18 protein-coding genes are annotated in these 16,888 nt (G+C 72.5%); 7 read left to right on the forward strand and 11 right to left on the reverse strand.

Annotated features, from left to right (window positions below):
- Window positions 1-12: 12 nt before the first annotated feature.
- Entirely contained in the window at window positions 13-948 is a 936-nt protein-coding gene (modB, locus tag ACZ7EC_RS09250; protein ID WP_471059854.1) for a molybdate ABC transporter permease subunit, read from the reverse strand.
- The gene (gene modA, locus ACZ7EC_RS09255; protein ID WP_471059859.1) at window positions 945-1,760 is read right to left on the reverse strand and encodes a molybdate ABC transporter substrate-binding protein; all 816 of its coding nucleotides are present in this window, start codon (window positions 1,758-1,760) and stop codon (window positions 945-947) included. Before modA ends, modB begins: the two co-directional genes overlap by 4 nt.
- 206 nt (window positions 1,761-1,966) lie before the next feature.
- On the opposite strand from modA, the gene ACZ7EC_RS09260 reads away from it, so the two are divergent.
- Window positions 1,967-2,434, forward strand: coding sequence for a molybdopterin-dependent oxidoreductase (locus ACZ7EC_RS09260; protein ID WP_471059863.1), 468 nt, complete (start codon window positions 1,967-1,969; stop codon window positions 2,432-2,434).
- 88 nt (window positions 2,435-2,522) lie between these two features.
- On the opposite strand, the gene ACZ7EC_RS09265 is transcribed toward ACZ7EC_RS09260, so the two are convergent.
- From ACZ7EC_RS09265 to ACZ7EC_RS09290, 6 genes are all read right to left on the reverse strand, one after another.
- A complete protein-coding gene (locus tag ACZ7EC_RS09265; RefSeq protein WP_397987029.1) occupies window positions 2,523-2,912 on the reverse strand; it encodes a molybdopterin-binding protein in 390 nt (129 codons plus the stop codon).
- Between the two features lie 22 nt (window positions 2,913-2,934).
- A complete protein-coding gene (locus tag ACZ7EC_RS09270; RefSeq protein ID WP_471059867.1) occupies window positions 2,935-4,893 on the reverse strand; it encodes an APC family permease in 1,959 nt (652 codons plus the stop codon).
- Between the two features lie 382 nt (window positions 4,894-5,275).
- Window positions 5,276-5,833: a hypothetical protein gene (locus tag ACZ7EC_RS09275; protein WP_471059870.1), complete on the reverse strand. Its 558-nt coding sequence runs from the start codon at window positions 5,831-5,833 to the stop codon at window positions 5,276-5,278.
- 108 nt (window positions 5,834-5,941) lie between these two features.
- Entirely contained in the window at window positions 5,942-6,493 is a 552-nt protein-coding gene (locus ACZ7EC_RS09280; protein ID WP_471059872.1) for a universal stress protein, read from the reverse strand.
- A 153-nt stretch (window positions 6,494-6,646) separates the two neighbouring features.
- Window positions 6,647-6,853 (reverse strand): DUF5999 family protein, encoded by a 207-nt coding sequence (locus ACZ7EC_RS09285; RefSeq protein WP_471061991.1) that lies wholly within the window; start codon window positions 6,851-6,853, stop codon window positions 6,647-6,649.
- Between the two features lie 220 nt (window positions 6,854-7,073).
- Complete coding sequence (locus tag ACZ7EC_RS09290) at window positions 7,074-7,661, reverse strand: hypothetical protein (protein WP_471059874.1); 588 nt, start codon at window positions 7,659-7,661, stop codon at window positions 7,074-7,076.
- Between the two features lie 568 nt (window positions 7,662-8,229).
- Here ACZ7EC_RS09290 and ACZ7EC_RS09295 point away from each other — a divergent pair.
- Window positions 8,230-9,747 carry a glutamate-cysteine ligase family protein gene (locus tag ACZ7EC_RS09295; protein WP_471059877.1) on the forward strand — a complete coding sequence of 506 codons (1,518 nt, stop codon included), beginning with the start codon at window positions 8,230-8,232 and terminating at the stop codon, window positions 9,745-9,747.
- Between the two features lie 140 nt (window positions 9,748-9,887).
- Window positions 9,888-10,679 (forward strand): CPBP family intramembrane glutamic endopeptidase, encoded by a 792-nt coding sequence (locus ACZ7EC_RS09300; RefSeq protein WP_471061993.1) that lies wholly within the window; start codon window positions 9,888-9,890, stop codon window positions 10,677-10,679.
- Window positions 10,680-10,692: 13 nt separating this feature from the next.
- Here the strand turns inward: ACZ7EC_RS09300 and ACZ7EC_RS09305 are convergent, their stop codons facing one another.
- Together ACZ7EC_RS09305 and ACZ7EC_RS09310 are read right to left on the reverse strand one after the other, a co-directional pair.
- The gene (locus ACZ7EC_RS09305; protein WP_471059878.1) at window positions 10,693-11,520 is read right to left on the reverse strand and encodes a PhzF family phenazine biosynthesis protein; all 828 of its coding nucleotides are present in this window, start codon (window positions 11,518-11,520) and stop codon (window positions 10,693-10,695) included.
- Window positions 11,521-11,626: 106 nt separating this feature from the next.
- Window positions 11,627-12,271 carry a class I SAM-dependent DNA methyltransferase gene (locus ACZ7EC_RS09310; RefSeq protein WP_471059881.1) on the reverse strand — a complete coding sequence of 215 codons (645 nt, stop codon included), beginning with the start codon at window positions 12,269-12,271 and terminating at the stop codon, window positions 11,627-11,629.
- A gap of 147 nt (window positions 12,272-12,418) precedes the next feature.
- Between ACZ7EC_RS09310 and ACZ7EC_RS09315 the strand changes: the two genes are divergently transcribed.
- From ACZ7EC_RS09315 to ACZ7EC_RS09330, 4 genes are all read left to right on the forward strand, one after another.
- Window positions 12,419-13,066 carry a PadR family transcriptional regulator gene (locus ACZ7EC_RS09315; RefSeq protein ID WP_471059883.1) on the forward strand — a complete coding sequence of 216 codons (648 nt, stop codon included), beginning with the start codon at window positions 12,419-12,421 and terminating at the stop codon, window positions 13,064-13,066.
- Window positions 13,067-13,319: 253 nt separating this feature from the next.
- Entirely contained in the window at window positions 13,320-13,907 is a 588-nt protein-coding gene (locus tag ACZ7EC_RS09320) for a Clp protease N-terminal domain-containing protein (RefSeq protein WP_471059886.1), read from the forward strand.
- Window positions 13,908-14,013: 106 nt separating this feature from the next.
- A complete protein-coding gene (locus ACZ7EC_RS09325; RefSeq protein ID WP_471059889.1) occupies window positions 14,014-15,015 on the forward strand; it encodes an EamA family transporter in 1,002 nt (333 codons plus the stop codon).
- 236 nt (window positions 15,016-15,251) lie between these two features.
- Window positions 15,252-16,226: a DMT family transporter gene (locus ACZ7EC_RS09330; protein WP_471059892.1), complete on the forward strand. Its 975-nt coding sequence runs from the start codon at window positions 15,252-15,254 to the stop codon at window positions 16,224-16,226.
- On the opposite strand, the gene ACZ7EC_RS09335 is transcribed toward ACZ7EC_RS09330, so the two are convergent.
- Complete coding sequence (locus ACZ7EC_RS09335; RefSeq protein ID WP_471059895.1) at window positions 16,208-16,888, reverse strand: pyridoxamine 5'-phosphate oxidase family protein; 681 nt, start codon at window positions 16,886-16,888, stop codon at window positions 16,208-16,210. The two genes, ACZ7EC_RS09330 and ACZ7EC_RS09335, sit on opposite strands and share 19 nt — an antisense overlap.

Here is a 16,888-nt window from a genome sequence, read left to right on the forward strand (position 1 = left end):
CCTCCCGTCATGTCACACCCCTGTCAGCCATCGGTCGCGCAAACCCGCCAGCACCGCGATGGAGACCACCAGCAGGACCAGGCTCAGCGAGATCGCGGCCTGAGGGTCGTTCTGGAGGGCGAGGTAGACCGCGAGGGGCATGGTCTGGGTACGGCCGGGGAAGTTGCCCGCGAAGGTGATCGTCGCGCCGAACTCGCCGAGCGCCCGCGCCCAGGCCAGCACGGCGCCCGCCGCGACACCGGGCGCGATCAGCGGCAGCGTGACCCGGCGGAACGCGGTGAAGCGGGAGGCGCCGAGCGTGGTGGCCGCCTCCTCGAAACGCGGGTCGGCGGCGCGCAGGGTGCCCTCCACGCTGATGACCAGGAACGGCATCGCGACGAACGCCTCCGCGAGCACGACCCCGGTGGTGGTGAACGGCAGCGTGATCCCGAACCAGGCGTCGAGCCACTTCCCGATGACGCCGTTGCGGCCCAGCGCCAGCAGCAGCGCGACACCGCCGACGACCGGCGGCAGCACCAGCGGCAGCGTCACCAGGGCGCGCACCAGACCGCGGCCCGGAAAATCCGTACGGGCCAGCAGCCAGGCCAGCGGCACGCCGAGGACGAGGCTGACGGCGGTCGCCAGGGTGGCGCTGACCAGCGACAACTGGAGCGCCTGCCACACCTCGGCGCTGGTCAGCTGGTGCGGCAGGCTCCGCCAGGGGGCGCGGACGAGCAGCGCGAGCAGGGGCAGCAGGAGGAAGGCGAGGGCCAGGACACCGGGCAGCAGCAGGGGCAGCGGGACACCGCGGCGGCCGGAGATGCCGGGGCGGCGGGCCGTGCCGGGTTGGCGCATCGTGCCCGGTCGGCGGGTCGTCGTACCCCCCTTGGCGGCTCTGCCGACACGGCGGCGCCGCGGCCGGTCCGTGCGGGGACCGGTCGCGGCGCCGGGCTCATCGGGTGAGGTCACGGCTTGAGGAACCCGGCCTCGCCCAGCACCTTCTGGCCCTCGGCGGACCGGACGAGGGCGATGAACGCCTTGGCCGTACCGGCGTTCCTGGCGTTCTTCAGCAGGGCGATCGGGTAGGCGTTGACGGCCTTGGCGGACTCGGGGAACTCCACACCCTCCACCTTGTCACCCGCGGCGTGCACATCGGTCTTGTACACCACCGCCGCGTCGGCCTCCTTCAGCTCGACCTTGTTCAGGGCGCTCTTGACGTCCTGCTCGTAGGAGACCGGGGTGAGCTTGAGACGGCTGGCGGTGAGCGCCTTCTGGGCCGCGGCGCCGCACGGCACGGTCTTGTCGCACAGGACGACCTTCAGACCGGGCTTGGTGAGGTCCTTCAGGGACGCGACCTTGTCGGGGTTGCCGGGCAGGGTGGCGATCTCCAGCTGGTTGCGGACGAAGGTGACCGGGGTGCCGGCCGCGTCCTTGGCGTCCGTCACGGTCGCCATGGTCTTGGGGCTGGCGGCGGCGAAGACATCGGCCGGGGCGCCGCCGGTGATGCTCGCGGCGAGGGTGTCGCTGCCGCCGAAGCTGAAGGTGATCCTGGTGCCCGGATGCTGCTGCTCGAACTCCTTGCCGAGGGCGGTGAAGCTCTCCTGGAGCGAGGCGGCGGCGAACACGGTGACCGTGCCGGACAGCTTGGCGGAACCCGAGGCGTCCGACGCCGGCTTCGAGGACCCGGACGACGAGGAGCAGGCGCTGAGGGTCAGCAGGGCGGCGGCTCCCGCGCCGGCCAGCTGAAGCATCCGCCGGGTCCGGCGCACGGAAGGGGTCATCACGGTTCTGCTCCTCGCGTTGTGCGGAACGACTGTCGCGCCCTGGTACGGCCGTACGAATCTGCCGCCCCGCGATGATACTGCCGCATCTGCCAGCTGTAAGTCCCTTGTCGCATCGCATGAGCGGGGATCTTGCGCGGTGTGGCTGGCATGTGCGTTTGTACGGTGCTCTGTCGCGGGTACCGTCCTGCCGGAGGTGGTCGCAGGTGACGCTCGCCCGACTCGCCCTGAGCGGAGATCTCGTACGTCCGGCCCGGCTCGCCGTGCCGGATCTGCTGCGCTGGCCGCAGCACCGGGTGGCCGTCAGCTTCGAGTGCGCGACCAGCGGCATGCAGCACCACCGCTTCACGGGGCCGCGGCTGTACGACGTCCTCGCCGACGCCGGACCCGGCTTCGACCCGGTGCGCCGCAAGGACCGGCTGCGCTTCCTGATCGCCGTCACCGGCACCGACGGCCACCACGCGCTGCTGTCCTGGGCCGAGATCGACCCGGACTTCGCCGACGCGCCCGTCCTGCTGGGCGTCACCATCGACGGCACCCCGCTGGACGCGACCGGTCCCCAGCTGGTCCTGCCCCAGGACCGGTGCGGGGCCCGGCACGTCAGCGGGATCACGGCGATCCGGGTGGACGGGGGGTACCGGTGCGCGCCGGTGGAGGTGGCGGTGGTGACCTGAGGGCGCCCTCAGGTTCCCGGAGGGGGCCTCACGGGGGCGGGGTGCGGCCGGCGCGGAGCGGTTCTCGGCCGGTGTGGAGCGGAGGCGGTCAGACCCGGTCGATATGGACGTTTGTCGACTTCACCCGCGCCGTGGCCTCCACGCCGACCTCCAGGCCGAGTTCCTCGACGGCCTCGCGGGTCAGCAGGGACACCAGCCGGTGCGGGCCCGCCTGGATCTCCACCTGGGCGGCGACGTCGCCGAGCTTGATGGCGGTGACGATGCCGGGGAAGGCGTTGCGTACGGAGGTGTAGGAGGTCTCCTCCTCGCCGCCCTTGGCCAGTTCGACGGAGAACGCGGCCAGGTCCCGGCCGTCGATCAGCCGCCGTCCCGCCTCGTCGCGATGGGTGGCCACCCGGCCCGCGTCGGCCCAGCGGCGGGCGGTGTCCGGGCTGACGCCGAGCAGCCGCGCCGCCTGGCCGATCGTGTAGGACTGCATGCCGGAAACGATAGGGCGCCGTTCAGCCCGTGTGCACACGCGGCCTGCGTTCCCGGTTCGGCTCCGCCTCGCGCAGCACCTCGCGGGTGACCGGCGCGACCTCGCCCTGGCCGAACAGGAAGAAGCGCAGGAAGTTGGCGAACGGGCTGCCCTCGGTCCACTCGAAGTAGATGTGCGGAGTGCAGCCGGTGACATCGCGGACATGCAGCAGCAGCGCGGCCAGGGCGTTCGGGATGGACGCCGACTCCAGCGTCAGCACCCGGTAGCGCCCGTGCAGGACCTCGCCGCGCACGGTCAGGCCCGCCTCGAACTCGGACGGGTCGGTGACCGTGACCTCGACGAAGACGAAGTCCTCCTGCTCCGGCATGTCGTTGTCGGCGCGGATCTGCTCGATCTTGTCGCGGTACTCGGCCTTGTCCCGGTGGCCCGGCTCGTTGGCGATGAACCGCATCTTGCGGCTGGCCATGTCCCTGATGAAACGTTCCGCCATCGGATCGAGCGTCACGCTGGTCACGCGCAGCTCGAAGGCGCGGGCCAGCCGGGAGAGCAGCGAGACCAGGATGATGCCGACGATGAAGCAGGCACCGATCTTCACACCGTCGGGACGCTCGATGACGTTGACGACCGTGGTGTACAGGAACACCACCGAGATCACGGCGAAGCCGATCGTCCAGCGGCGCTGGCCCGCCTTGCGCGCGGCGATGGTCACCGCGATCGCCGCGGAGCTGATCAGCACCAGCACACCCGTGGCGTAGGCGCCACCCTGTTTGTCCACGTTGGCGTCGAAGATCCAGGTCACCAGGAACGCGACCAGCGTGAAGACGATGACCATCGGGCGCACCGCGCGCGCCCAGTGCGGGGCCATACCGTAGCGGGGCAGATAGCGCGGCATCAGATTGAGCAGGCCCGCCATGGCGGAGGCGCCGGCGAACCACAGGATGGCGATGGTCGAGACGTCGTACACCGTGCCGAACGCGCCGCCGAGGTACTGGTGCGCGAGGTAGGCGAGGGCACGGCCGTTGGCCGGACCGCCCGGCTGGAACTCCTTCTCCGGGATCAGCAGGGTGGTGATGAAGCTACTGGTGATCAGGAAGCAGCTCATGATGACGGCGGCGGTCGTCAGCAGCTTCTTGGTGTCCCGGATGCGGCCGGCCGGCTGCTCCTCGGTGTCGCCCGGATCGCCCTTGACGTGCGGCATGACGGCGACGCCGGTCTCGAACCCGGACAGGCCGAGGGCGAGTTTCGGGAAGACGATCAGGGCCACGCCGATCATCACGAAGACGTTCCCGTGCTGCGCGGTCAGGGCGCTGGTCCAGTCCGTCACCACGTGCTCGGCGGTGATGACATGCCACAGGCCGACGACCACCACGACCAGGTTGAGCGCGAGATAGACGCCCACCAGGGCGAACGCGACGCCGATCGCCTCCAGGAAGCCCTTGAGGAACACCGCGCCGAGCAGCGCCACCAGCAGCAGCGTGATCACCATCTGCTTGCCCTGGAGGGCGCTCGTCAGATGCGGGTTCTCCACCAGGTGGGTGGAGGCGTCGGCGGCGGACAGGGTGATGGTGATCAGGAAGTCGGTGGCCGCGAACCCGAGCAGGGTCAGCACGAACAGCTTGCCCTTCCAGAAGGACAGCAGCCGCTCCAGCATCGCGATGGAGCCCTCGCCGTGCGGGCTCTCCTCGGCCACCCGCCGGTACACCGGCAGCGCGCCCGCCAGGGTGACGATCACCAGCACGATGGTCGCGATGGGGGAGACCAGACCGGCCGCGAGCGCGGCGATGCCCGGCTGGTAGCCGAGGGTGGAGAAGTAGTCGACACCCGTCAGGCACATCACCCGCCACCAGCGCTGCCCCTTGTGCGGGGGCTCCGGCTGGGCGTGCGGTCCGGTGTGGCCACCGCTCTTGCCCATGTCGGACAGGCCCTCCAGCATCCAGGCGCGCAGGCGACTGGTACTGGGAGGGTGTTCGGTCGTGGCCATCGGTGCGCTCCTGATGTGGGGCTCAGCTCTTTTCGGCCATCACACGGACGGCGGCACCAGCGTATGCAGAGCGTGACGCCTGGGCCTCCGGATCGGGGGCGGGGAGGCGTCAATCTTGCGTTAAGAATGGCGCGGTGCGGTCAGGGCCGCATCAAGAAGCTGAGGCAGGAGCGGGTCGCCGGGAGCTGGGCCGAACGAGTGGCGGGTCGCACCTCCGGGGGATCGGCGGCCACCGAGTGTCATCGTGCGCGGTGCCGTCGCGAAGGTGGTCGCCGGGCACGGGCCGCTTTGGGGCGCGGTGTTCGCGGTACGGTCCGGGCCCTGGTCACCGTGCGTGTGCCCGGCCGGGCCGCGGACACCGTCCGGAGTGCCGTCCGGGGCGTCACTCCAGCCCGGATGCCCGGAAGACCGCCAGCGCCGTCTCACGGTCGAGCCGGTGCGCGAGCTGGTCGAGGGCGGTGGTGCCGCAGCGCAGGGTGCCGCCGGCCAGGGCGTGGCGGGCGCCGTCGTCGAGCCGGTGCCACAGGGCCGGGTTGCGCACCAGCACCTCCGGATCGATCTCCACCCGGTTCCCCAGGAGGTCGCGCAGCACCAGGCGCCGGGTGACGCCGTCCAGCGGGCGGACGGCGACCAGCAGATCGGTGCGCACCCGGCGGGTGCGCAGCAGCCGCCTGCTGGCCAGCCAGCCGTCACCGGCCGACACCCTGGCCGGATACAGGACGAGGAACAGGGTCAGGGCCAGGACGCACCACAGCAGGCCCCGCGCCCAGGTGAGGGAGCCGGCCGCGCCGTCGATGCACAGCAGCAGCGCGAACAGCGCGGTGGCGCAGCGCGCGGCGGTGCGCACCTCGCCGGCCCACTCGCGGTCGTACGCCGTGGGCAGGGCGGTCGGCGGCCGCGGGCTCGTCAGCCGGGGGCGGGTGTCGTCGCTGTGCTCCATGACATCGACGGTAATCAGTCGGGGCGGGGGCGGCGCGATGCTTGACGGCGCCCTGACGTGCCTGGCCCGGTTCTTGACGGGGCTCCTACGCGTCCGCTGCGGCGAAGATCACAGCCCGCGGGTGTCCAGGGGCAGATGCCAGGCGTTGCGCCGGTGGACGGCGAGCAGCTGGGACTCCAGCGGGGACGGCGGTACGGCGAGGACCGGGCAGTCGGCGTGGGCGAGGCAGTGCCGGCGGACCCGGCCGGAGAAGACGCGCGGCAGGCCGCGCCGGCCGGTGCCGACGACCAGCAGATCGTCCTCGCGGTCCGCGAGCGCCACCAGCGCCCGGCCCGGACTGCCGCGGACGACGAGGGCGTGCACCGGCACGCCGGGCCCCCGCTCCCCGAAAACCGCCACCAGCACCGCGACCAGCCGGCCCCCGGCCAGCCGCTGCCACTCCTCGTCCGGCACGTCCGCGGTGGGCGAAGGGTGGGTGGCGGCGGGTGAGCGGTGGGTGGCCGGATCGCCGCCCGGCGGCTCCCAGGCCAGCACCGGCCACAGCTCCACCCCCAGCCGGCGGGCGAGCGCGCCGGCCCGCCGCAGGGCCGTGACGCTGCCCGGAGAGCCGCTCACTCCGACCACCACACGTGCGACCGCCGAGGCGTCGTAACCGGACATGACTCACCGTTCCTTACCGGTGTCCCGCGCCGTCTCCTTCCATCCCACCCCCGCGGCGGGGATACGACCAGCCGGACACGCGTCGGGGCCGGTCGCACCGGGTGGGTGCGGCCGGCCCCTGCGCTCCTCGCCGTCCTCGCGGCGCCGCCGTGGTCAGGCGGCGGTCACCACCTGGTCCGCGCCGAGCGGGCGGTGCGGGGCGATGACGCGGCCGTCGGGCAGCAGCTCACCGGTGTCCTCGAAGAACAGGACGCCGTTGCACAGCAGGCTCCACCCCTGTTCCGGGTGGTGCGCCACGAGGCGGGCGGACTCCCGGTCGGCGGACTCGGCTGGCGGGCACGGTGGCTGGTGCTGGCACATGGATGGGATCTCTCGCTCTGTGGTGGTCATGGCGTCCCCCGTCATGCAGTCGTTCGGAGCCCAGTCTTGCCCCACGGGCGTCGTTCCGCAGGGATTTCGAGGCACCGGTTCCCACAAGCTTGAGGACGCGTCACCCGCGCGGACGGTTCAGCCCAACTACCCTGTCCTTTCAGGTGGTTCGCCCTGGCCGAGGTGGACTAGTCCGTCCGGGCCCCGTGCGTCAGGCGGCCGGCGAGCCGAGCAGCGGGAGCCGGGTGGCCCGCAGGGTCAGCACCGGGAGCAGATCGGCGACCGGGTGCGGCAGGTGCGCCGCGATGCCGGGCGGTGCCGGGGCGAGCGGCACCAGCAGATCGCTGGCGGCCGGATGACCCTCGGCGCCGTCGGCGGTGGTGTCGCCGTGCAGCCACAGGGTGAGCATGTAGAGGCCGGGAACCGACAACAGCCTTGGCTGGTAAGGCTGTTGGAGAGACTCGGCCTGCTTCAGGGCCAGTTCGGTGGAGGCGACGTACGGGCCCTCGAAGAAGTGCGAGAAGGCCCAGCCGTCGGGGGTGAGCATGGTCTCCGCCGCGGCCGGCGCCCGGTCGCCGCAGCGGATCAGAAAGCGCCAGCCCGCCAGTCGGGTGGCGGACAGGCCCTGCGGCGTGATCCGGTCCAACACATGGACGGGCAAAGGGAGTTCGGGGGTCACGGGGCCCTGCGCGGCACGCAGGGAGGGGGTGCGGGCCTCACGGACCGCGGTCGGCGAGCTCAGGGCGGTGAGGACGGAGCGCAGGGCGGGCGCGGGGGCAGGGGCAACGTGAAGCGGCATGGTGGGTCGCCTCTCATTCGACAGGCGCGGGGCGCGAGGGAGGGTGGGGCGGACGGCGCTGTCTGCTCACAAAAGGCCGGAGAGGTGGGGGCCGGTCGGTGGAGAACGAGGGTGCGGCGCGCTCCTCCGCCCGTCAACCGGAGCGGCAGGAATGCGGCAGGACCCGGACCGAGGGTGCCACCCTCCCGCCTTGTGGACGAAGTTTATACGACATGTGTTCAGGCGGTGTTTCAGCTAACCCATTGCCGCGGGCCCCACAAGACATGAATAGGCCGCTGATTCGCGGAAATCATCCCGATTTACGGGCGGTCACCGGGTGTCGACCTGGCCTTACGCTCCGTTCGCGGACGGCCGAAAGTCGTCGGCGTTTCTCACGAGGCGTTCGGGGCACCCGTGGGTGCGCTCGCTACATGCCCCGTGAATGTGCCGCAGGGAACATTCCGACAGCGTAGCGGGCGTCCGGGTGGCGCGGGACGTTATCGATCGCTTTCACTGGGCATTACTCCACCTGACCCTGGGAGCCCCGGCGGCCGGAACGCGGGCCGCCCATCCGAGGAGGGATACTTCGATGGGGGAGAAGGTCGTGGCAGGGCAGTTCGACCTGTCCGATCGCCAGCGCTATCGCGAAAAGCTCCAGAAGTGCTTGACGGGGCTGGAGCGGCTGCTGGTCGAGAAGCGATTCGACCGCCCCAGGAACCTCATGGGCGTCGAGATCGAATTGAATCTCGCCGGTCCGGACGGCATGCCGAAAATGTTGAACGGCCAAGTGCTGGAGCGTATCGCCAGCCGTGACTTCCAAACGGAACTCGCGATGTTCAACCTGGAGGTGAACATAGCGCCGCACCGGCTCGGCGGCCGGGTCTTCGACCGCCTCGCCGAGGAGCTGCGGACCTCGCTCGCCTACGCCGACCGCAAGGCCGGGGAGGTCGACGCGGGCATCGTGATGACCGGCATCCTGCCCACGCTCGGCCGGGACGACCTGGTCTCCTCCAACCTCTCCGAGGTCGACCGCTACACCCTGCTCAACGACCAGATCGTGGCGGCGCGCGGGGAGGACTTCCGGCTCGACATCGAGGGCGTGGAGCACCTGGTCTGCACCGCCAAGTCCATCGTCCCGGAGGCCGCGTGCACCTCCGTGCAACTGCACCTCCAGGTGACGCCCGGGCGGTTCGCGGACGTGTGGAACGCGGCGCAGGCGGCGAGCGCCGCGCAGATCGCCGTGGGCGCGAACTCGCCGTTCCTGTTCGGCCACGAACTGTGGCGGGAGTCGCGGCCACCGCTGTTCCTCCAGTCCACCGACACCCGGCCGCCCGAACTCCAGGCGCAGGGCGTACGGCCGCGCACCTGGTTCGGCGAGCGGTGGGTCTCCTCGGCGTACGAGCTGTTCGAGGAGAACCTGCGCTACTTCCCGGCCCTGCTGCCGATCTGCGACGACGAGGAGCCGCTGGAGGTCATCGCGGCCGGCGGCACCCCGAAACTCTCCGAACTGGTGCTGCACAACGGCACGATCTACCGCTGGAACCGGCCGGTGTACGGCATCGCGGACGGCGTACCGCACCTGCGGGTGGAGAACCGGGTCCTGCCGGCCGGTCCCACCATCACCGACGTCATCGCCAACGCGGCGTTCTACTACGGGCTGGTGCGCGCCCTCGCCGAGGAGTCCCGGCCGGTGTGGACCCGGCTGCCGTTCGCCGCGGCCGAGGCCAACTTCGACGCGGCGTGCCGCCACGGCATCGACGCCCGCTTCGTCTGGCCCCGGCGCGGGCGCTACGGCGGCACGGGCGAGGTCGACGCGGTCACCCTGGTCCGCGACGAGCTGCTGCCGCTGGCCTCGGCGGGGCTGGACGCGTGGGGCGTCGAGGCGGCCGACCGCGACCTGTACCTCGGCGTCATCGAGGAGCGCTGCCGGCGCCGGATGAACGGCGCGTCCTGGCAGGCCGCGACCTTCCACCGCGCGCTGGAAGGCGGCCTGTCCCGGCAGGCCGCGCTGGCCGCGACGACGCGGCGGTACGCCGAGCTGATGCATGTGGGCGAGCCGGTGCACATGTGGCCGGTGGGGTTGCCGGAGCCGGTGCCGGCGGCCTGAGCGGGAGGTCCATGGCGGGCGGGCAGGTGGCGGTGGGGCCGTCTGCCGAACCCCACGGGCCCGGTGCGCGGTTCTCCCAGGTGCTTCTGCGATCCTTGCGGGCGATGCGGCAGTCGGCACGTGAGGTGTGGGAGGCAGGGGTGAAGGTGGAGGCCGGGGCGGAGGGCGGGCTGGAACAGCGGACGCGGCGGATCCTGCGCGACGAGACGATCCTCGTGCTCGCGCTGTCGCTGGGCGCGAGCGGGGTCTCCGCGCTGATCAGCTTCATCGGCTCGGTGACCAAGCCGGGCGGACTCAAGGAACAGGCCGCCACCCTCAACGCCTCGGCCGCGCCGGGCCGTCCCTGGCTCGACCTCGCCTGGCAGCTGTTCGGCATCGCCACCGCCCTCGTCCCCGTCGCCCTGGTCGCCCACTTCCTGCTCCGCGAGGGCAGGAGCCTGCGCACCCTCGGCTTCGACCGCACCCGGCCCTGGCCCGACCTCGGCCGGGGCGCGGCGGTCGCGGCGGTGATCGGCAGTACCGGGATCGCCTTCTACCTGGCCGCGCGGGGCCTGGGCTTCAACCTCACCGTCGTGCCCGAGGCGCTGCCCGGTGTGTGGTGGAAGTACCCGGTGCTGATCCTGTCCGCGGTGCAGAACGCGGTCCTCGAAGAGGTCATCGTCGTCGGCTATCTGCTGCGCAGGCTGGGCCAGTTGGGCTGGGCACCGGGGACCGCGCTGGTCGCGAGCGCGGTCCTGCGCGGCTCGTACCACCTCTACCAGGGCATCGGCGGCTTTCTCGGCAACATGGTCATGGGCGTGGTGTTCGTCTGGCTGTACCGCCGCTGGGGCCGGGTCGGCCCGCTGGTCGTCGCCCACTCGCTGCTCGACATCGGCGCGTTCGTCGGCTACGCCCTCCTCGCGGGCAGGGTGGGCTGGCTGCCGACGGCCTGACGGGGCCGGCGGGTCATGCGCCCGGACCGGCGTGCAGCTCGCCCTCGATGACGGTGACCGCGCGGCCGGTGAGCAGGGTGCGCGCCCCGCGGAGTCCGGTGCGCACCAGGCCGGTGCGGGGGGACGCCTGGAGGCCGGTGAGGTCGGTGCGGCCGAGCCGGGCGGACCAGTGCGGGGCGAGCGCGGTGTGGGCGCTGCCGGTGACGGGGTCCTCGTCGATGCCGACGTTCGGGAAGAAGCAGCGGGAGAGGTAGTCGTAGCCCCCTGACGGGTCGTCGGCAGGGGCGGTGGCGATGATCCCGCGCGCGGAGTACGCGGCGAGCGCCTTGTGGTCGGGGGTGAGACCGCGGACCGTCTTCTCGTCCGCCAACTCCACCAGCAGGTCACCGACGTTCGCCCCGGTGTCGAGGACGGCGACCGGCTCCGCGCCCAGCGCCTCGGCGACGCCGTCCGGCACCGGGACGGGGGTGAGCGGCGCGGTGGGGAAGTCGAGGGTGATCGCGCCGTCCTCGGCGGGCGTGGCGACGAGCACCCCGCTGCGGGTGGCGAACCGTACGGGACCCTCGTGCGTGCCGGTCGTGTGCAGCACATGCGCGGTGGCCAGCGTGGCGTGACCGCACATGGCCACCTCGGTGACCGGCGTGAACCAGCGCAGCGCCCAGTCCGCGTCGCCGCCCGCGGGCAGCCGGTGCGCGAACGCCGTCTCGGCGTGATTGACCTCCATGGCGACGTTCTGCATCCAGCCGTCGGCCGGGAAGGCGTCGCCGTCCAGCAGCAGCACACCGGCGGGGTTGCCCGCGAAGGGACGGTCGGTGAAGGCGTCCACGATTCGAATCCGCATGCCCCGAAACTAGCGGCTGCGCCGACCGGCCGGCCAAGGCCAATTCCGAGGCACCGGCCTGCTTTCCGGGCCACGTGCGCGCGCCCGGCAAGATCCGAACGAGGCCCTAGGACGGACGGCGTGCGAAGAGGACCGCACCGGGGACGCTCTCGTCGGGGTCGATCAGCATGTGGGCCTCGACGGTGAACCCCGCATCGCGCAGCCAGGCCGCCACTCGGTCGGGCCGGCGGCGGTGCACGTGGACGTTCATCGGGTGGCCGCCGTAGCCCTGCGTCTTCAGCCGCGACTCGTCGCCGACGTGAAAGCCGAGCAGCAGGGGTCCGCCGGGACGCAACACGCGCCGGAAGTGGCCGAAGACCGCGGGTACCGCTTCGTCGGGGACGTGGATCAACGACCAGAATGCGAGCAGTCCGGCGACCGAGGCGTCGGCGAGGTCGAGGTCGGTCATCGAGCCCACCTCGAACCGCAGGTGGGGGTGGTCGCGCCGAGCGACGTCGATCATCCCGGACGAAAGGTCGATGCCGAAGGCGTCCGCGCCCAGCTCGTGCAGGTGAGCGGTGACGTGTCCGGGCCCGCAGCCCACGTCCGCCACCGGCCCACCGCCGGCGGCCTGCACCAAATCGGCGAACAGCGCCAGAGCCGCCCGAAGATACGGCGCCCCGGTCAGAGCCTCCCGCAACTGGTCGGCGTAGCTGGCCGCGACCGTGTCGTAGGAGATCCGGGTGTCTGCCAACCAGGGGTCCGCGTTCATGGCCCGACAGAGTAGTGCAGCGATCAGCTTCCGAACCCGCGCATCGAAAGGGGCTTGGCAGGCGATCGGTTCCGATATATCGTTGAGGCATCGCGAACGATACGCGATGCATACGTGACAGATCAGCGAAGAAACGGAGTGATCACCATGCGTGGACATGGATTCGAGCGGCACGAGGATCGTGGCCGGCGCGGCATGGGCATGGGCGGGTTCGAGGGGCGGCGCGCCGCGTTCGGGCCGTTCGGGCCCGGTGGGCCGGGAGCTCCGGGGGGGCCGGGGTTCGGGCCCGGCGGACCCGGATTCGGGCCCGGATTCGGGCCCTGGGGGCATCGGGGGCGGGGCGGTCCCAGGGGGCGGGCGCGGCGCGGTGACGTGCGGGCGTCGATCCTGGCTCTGCTGAAGGAACGGCCGATGCACGGCTACGAGATGATCCAGGAGATCGCCGAGCGCAGCGGCGGCGCCTGGAAGCCCAGCCCCGGCTCGGTCTACCCGACCCTCCAGATGCTGGAGGACGAGGGCCTGATCGTCAGCGAGAGCGAGGGCGGCAAGAAGCTGTTCTCCCTCACCGACAGCGGCCGCGGTGTCGCCGAGGAGGGTCCGGAGGCGCCCTGGGAGGAGGCCTCGCGCGGGGTCGACTGGGAGGCGCTGGGCGAGGTCCGGCAGGCCGGCATGGGCCTGATGGAAGCCTTCGGGCAGGTCTGGAAGACCGGGACCAAGGAGCAGCGCGAGAAGGCGCTGGCCGTCGTCAACGAGGCCCGCAAGAGGCTGTACCTCATCCTCGCCGACGAGGACTGAGGGTCGCGGCGGCAAGGCGGGAAGCGGCAAGAGGGTGCCCCGCGGAGCGCGAGCGCGGGGCACCCTCCCGGAACATGGCGTAGGGCGGTCGCCCGGCCGGTGGTGCGCAAACCGGCGCGCCCCCCGGAGGTGGAACGGCCGAAATCTCCTCCCCAGGAAGGAGATCGCGGACGGCGGTGTCCACTCTGCGTGGGACGCGCAAATGGTTCCGCTCGGGGATGACCCGGCCCGTTGTGGCTGATGGGGTGGGGGTGTGCAATCCCGTACCGACCGCCCGACTGCCCCCGCGTCCTCGGGCGCTCTCCCGCAGGACACCGCGGGGCTCGGCGCCGAGCTCGCGACGGTGGTCGCCGGTGCGCGCCGCCGGGCCGTACGGGACGGCGACCGGCAGCTCGACACCGCCCACCTGCTGCACTCCCTCCTCGAGCAGGACCCCGAGGTGCGCTCCGCCGTCGGCGGCCCGCCCCGGCTCGCCCGGCTCCTCGGCTACCTGGTGCAGCGCAGCATCGGCTACGGCCTGCGCTGGCAGGGCAGCGTGGAGGACTCGGGCGCGATCCCCGTCGTACCCCGCCAGGCCACCGGCGACGCGGGCGACTGGTCCCCGGCGGCGGCCGCCGCCCTGCACGGTGCCCGAGAGCGGGCGCGGCGGCGCGGCGGGCACGCGGCCGACGCGACCGATCTGTTCGCCGCGCTCCTCGCCGACCCGGACTCGCGCGCCGTCGAGGTCCTGGAGCGCGCGGGCATCGACGCGCGCGAGCTGTCCGACCGGATCGAGGTCGCCGGTTCCGGGGGCTTCGGCGCGGACGACCGCGAGGAGTTCGCGCGGGACGCGGGTTTCTGAACGCCGTCCCCGGCTCCGGCGGACCTCCGCGGCCTCCCCCCTCCGCCGTCCATCTCATGAGACAGGTGTCAACGAGAATGACGCTCCTGTCGCCGCCTGTCATCATGTGCCGGTGCGTACCTCTGAGAGCAGTGACACCGGCGGCAGAGGCGTCGGTCTGGGCCTCGCGCTCGTCTCCGCGCTGGCCTTCGGCGGGTCCGGAGTGGCCGCCAAGCCGCTGATCGAGTCCGGAATCGACCCACTGCACGTGGTGTGGCTGCGGGTGACCGGCGCCGCCCTCGTCATGCTGCCGCTCGCCTGGCGCCATCGCGCCCTGCCGCGCCGCCGCCCCGCGCTGCTCCTCGGATTCGGACTGTTCGCCGTCGCCGGCGTCCAGGCCTGCTACTTCGCGGCCCTGTCCCGCATACCCGTGGGCGTGGCGCTGCTCATCGAGTACCTGGCGCCCGCGCTGGTCCTCGGCTGGGTGCGGTTCGTGCAGCGGCGGCCGGTCACCCGCGCCGCCGCGCTCGGTGCCGTCCTCGCGGCCGGGGGACTCGCCTGTGTGGTGGAGGTCTGGTCGGGGCTGAGCTTCGACGCGCTGGGCCTGGCGTTCGCGCTCGCCGCCGCCTGCTGCCAGGTCGGCTACTTCATCCTCTCCGATCAGGGCGGCGACGCGGGCGCAGAGGCGCCGGACCCGCTCGGCGTCATCGCGTACGGCCTGATCGTGGGCGCCCTCGTGCTCACCGCCGTCGCCCGGCCCTGGGAGCTCCACTGGGCGGCGCTCACCGGTTCGGCGCGGATGAACGGGACCGCCGTACCGGCCGCGGCCCTGCTCGCCTGGCTCGTGCTCGCCGCCACGGTGGTCGCCTACATCACCGGCGTGCTGTCGGTGCGACGGTTGTCCCCGCAGGTCGCCGGGGTAGTGGCCTGTCTGGAGGCGGTGATCGCGACGGTGCTCGCCTGGGTGCTGCTCGGCGAGCACCTGTCCGCGCCGCAGGTCCTCGGCGGCGTGATCGTCCTGGCCGGCGCGTTCATCGCCCAGTCCGCGACGCCCGCCGGGGGGCCGCCGGAACCGGTCGTCCCCGGCGGCCCGGAAAGGGCGTTGTCGGGGCCGCGCACCTCCGCCTAGAGTGCTGGTCATGCCGTCCACGCTCGTACTTCCGCCCCCCGCCGCCTGAGGCGGGCCTCCGGGACACCCGCCCGGCGCTGTCGGCGCCGGGCCGGACGGTGCTGCCCGCAGACGAAGTCCGCGCGATCCGATCGATCGGGTCGCCCCCGAACTTCCGCACCCCTCGGGTGCGTTTCTGCGGAGAATCTCCTTTGTCACACTCGAAATCGAACTCGACCTCGAACACGTCCGGCGGCTTGCCCGTAGGACGCGGCCTGCTGTATCTCGTCGTCACCGGTGCCGCCTGGGGCACCGCGGGCGCCGCCGCCTCACTGATCTACCGGACCAGCGACATGGGCGCCTTCGGCCTCTCCTTCTGGCGCTGCGCGCTGGGCCTCCTGCTGCTGCTCGCCGGCCGCGGTCTGCGCCCGCGGGCCCGGCAGGGAACGGCCGAACCGGCGGCGCGCCGGGTGCTGAAGGCCCTCGCCACCGGCCTCGGACTCGCGGTGTTCCAGACCGCCTACTTCGCGGCCGTGGCGGCCACCGGACTCGCCGTGGCCACCGTGGTCACCCTCGGCGCGGGCCCCGTGCTCATCGCGCTCGGCGCCCGGTTGCTGCTCGGCGAGCGGCTCGGCGCGGGCGGTGTCCTGTCGGTGGCCGGCGCCCTCGCCGGACTCGCCGTGCTGACCTTCGGCGACTCGGGCGCGGCCGTCCGCCCCGCGGGTGTGCTGCTCGCGCTGCTGTCGGCCGCGGGCTACGGCGCCATGACCCTGCTGACCCGCTGGTGGGGCCGGGACGGCGGCGCCGACGCCTCCGAGACCACCGTATGGGCCTTCGCGGTGACCACCCTGTGCCTGCTGCCGTTCGCGCTGCACGAAGGACTGCTCCCGCACACCGGCCATCCGGCCCGGCTGCTGTGGCTCCTGTGCTACATCGCCGCCGTGCCCACGGCGCTCGCGTACGCCCTGTACTTCGCGGGCGCGGCCGTCGTACGTTCCGCCACCGTCTCCGTGATCATGCTGCTGGAGCCGGTGACCGCGGCCGTGCTCGCCGTGCTGCTGCTCGGCGAGCGGCTCACGGCCACCACCGTGATCGGCACCCTGCTGCTGCTCACGGCGGTCGCGGGCCTGACCGTGAGCGAGGCGGCCGCACGCGGGGGCGGCGCCGGCCGTGCGGCGGGTCCCGGCGACAACCCGGCCGCACCGAAGGGGAGTTACTCCCCGGCGAGGTAGTCCGGCAGCTCGATCCCGGACGCCAGGTCGGCGTTCGGGATCGGGGCGTCGTACCCCTTGCGGAGCGGGACGACACCGGCCCAGTGGGGGAGGGCGAGGTCCTCCGGCTCGTCGTTGGCGCCGCCGGTGCGGAGCTTCGCGGAGACCTCGTCCAGGTCGAGGCGGATCACCGCGGTGGCGGCCAGCTCCTTCCTGTTCGCGGGCCGGGAGTCGGCGGCGCGCCCCGGTACGACATGGTCCACCAGGGCGTCCAGCGCGCGGCGCCGCTCCTCGGGGTCGGTGACCTCGTGCGCGGTGCCGTGCACCACCACCGAGCGGTAGTTGATCGAGTGGTGGAAGGCGGAGCGGGCCAGCACCAGGCCGTCCACGAGGGTCACGGTCAGGCACACCGGCAGACCCGGATCGGCCGCGCCGGTCATCCGCAGCGGGCGCGAACCCGTCGAGCCGTGGATGTAGAGCCGCTCGCCCACCCGGCCGTACAGCGTGGGCAGCACCACGGGCGCGCCGTCGCGGACGAAGCCCAGGTGGCAGACGTACCCCTCGTCCAATATCGCGTGCACCAGCTCCTTGTCGTACGACGCCCGGTCCGCGCTGCGTGTGGGAACGGTGCGCTCGGTCGGTGTGTAGGCGGTGGGCTGGGTTTCCGCGGTGGTGCCCGGCAT

The sequence above is a fragment of the Streptomyces sp. NPDC037203 genome (genome assembly GCF_055605065.1).

Excerpts from the sequence above, each read along its gene's own strand:
- modA (WP_471059859.1), bottom strand. The coding sequence starts at position 1,760 with ATGACCCCTTCCGTGCGCCGGACCCGGCGGATGCTTCAGCTGGCCGGC.
- ACZ7EC_RS09265 (WP_397987029.1), bottom strand. The coding sequence starts at position 2,912 with ATGCAGTCCTACACGATCGGCCAGGCGGCGCGGCTGCTCGGCGTCAGC.
- ACZ7EC_RS09270 (WP_471059867.1), bottom strand. The coding sequence starts at position 4,893 with ATGGCCACGACCGAACACCCTCCCAGTACCAGTCGCCTGCGCGCCTGG.
- ACZ7EC_RS09275 (WP_471059870.1), bottom strand. The coding sequence starts at position 5,833 with ATGGAGCACAGCGACGACACCCGCCCCCGGCTGACGAGCCCGCGGCCG.
- ACZ7EC_RS09280 (WP_471059872.1), bottom strand. The coding sequence starts at position 6,493 with ATGTCCGGTTACGACGCCTCGGCGGTCGCACGTGTGGTGGTCGGAGTG.
- ACZ7EC_RS09285 (WP_471061991.1), bottom strand. The coding sequence starts at position 6,853 with ATGTGCCAGCACCAGCCACCGTGCCCGCCAGCCGAGTCCGCCGACCGG.
- ACZ7EC_RS09290 (WP_471059874.1), bottom strand. The coding sequence starts at position 7,661 with ATGCCGCTTCACGTTGCCCCTGCCCCCGCGCCCGCCCTGCGCTCCGTC.
- ACZ7EC_RS09295 (WP_471059877.1), top strand. The coding sequence starts at position 8,230 with ATGGGGGAGAAGGTCGTGGCAGGGCAGTTCGACCTGTCCGATCGCCAG.
- ACZ7EC_RS09305 (WP_471059878.1), bottom strand. The coding sequence starts at position 11,520 with ATGCGGATTCGAATCGTGGACGCCTTCACCGACCGTCCCTTCGCGGGC.
- ACZ7EC_RS09310 (WP_471059881.1), bottom strand. The coding sequence starts at position 12,271 with ATGAACGCGGACCCCTGGTTGGCAGACACCCGGATCTCCTACGACACG.
- ACZ7EC_RS09315 (WP_471059883.1), top strand. The coding sequence starts at position 12,419 with ATGCGTGGACATGGATTCGAGCGGCACGAGGATCGTGGCCGGCGCGGC.
- ACZ7EC_RS09335 (WP_471059895.1), bottom strand. The coding sequence starts at position 16,888 with ATGCCGGGCACCACCGCGGAAACCCAGCCCACCGCCTACACACCGACC.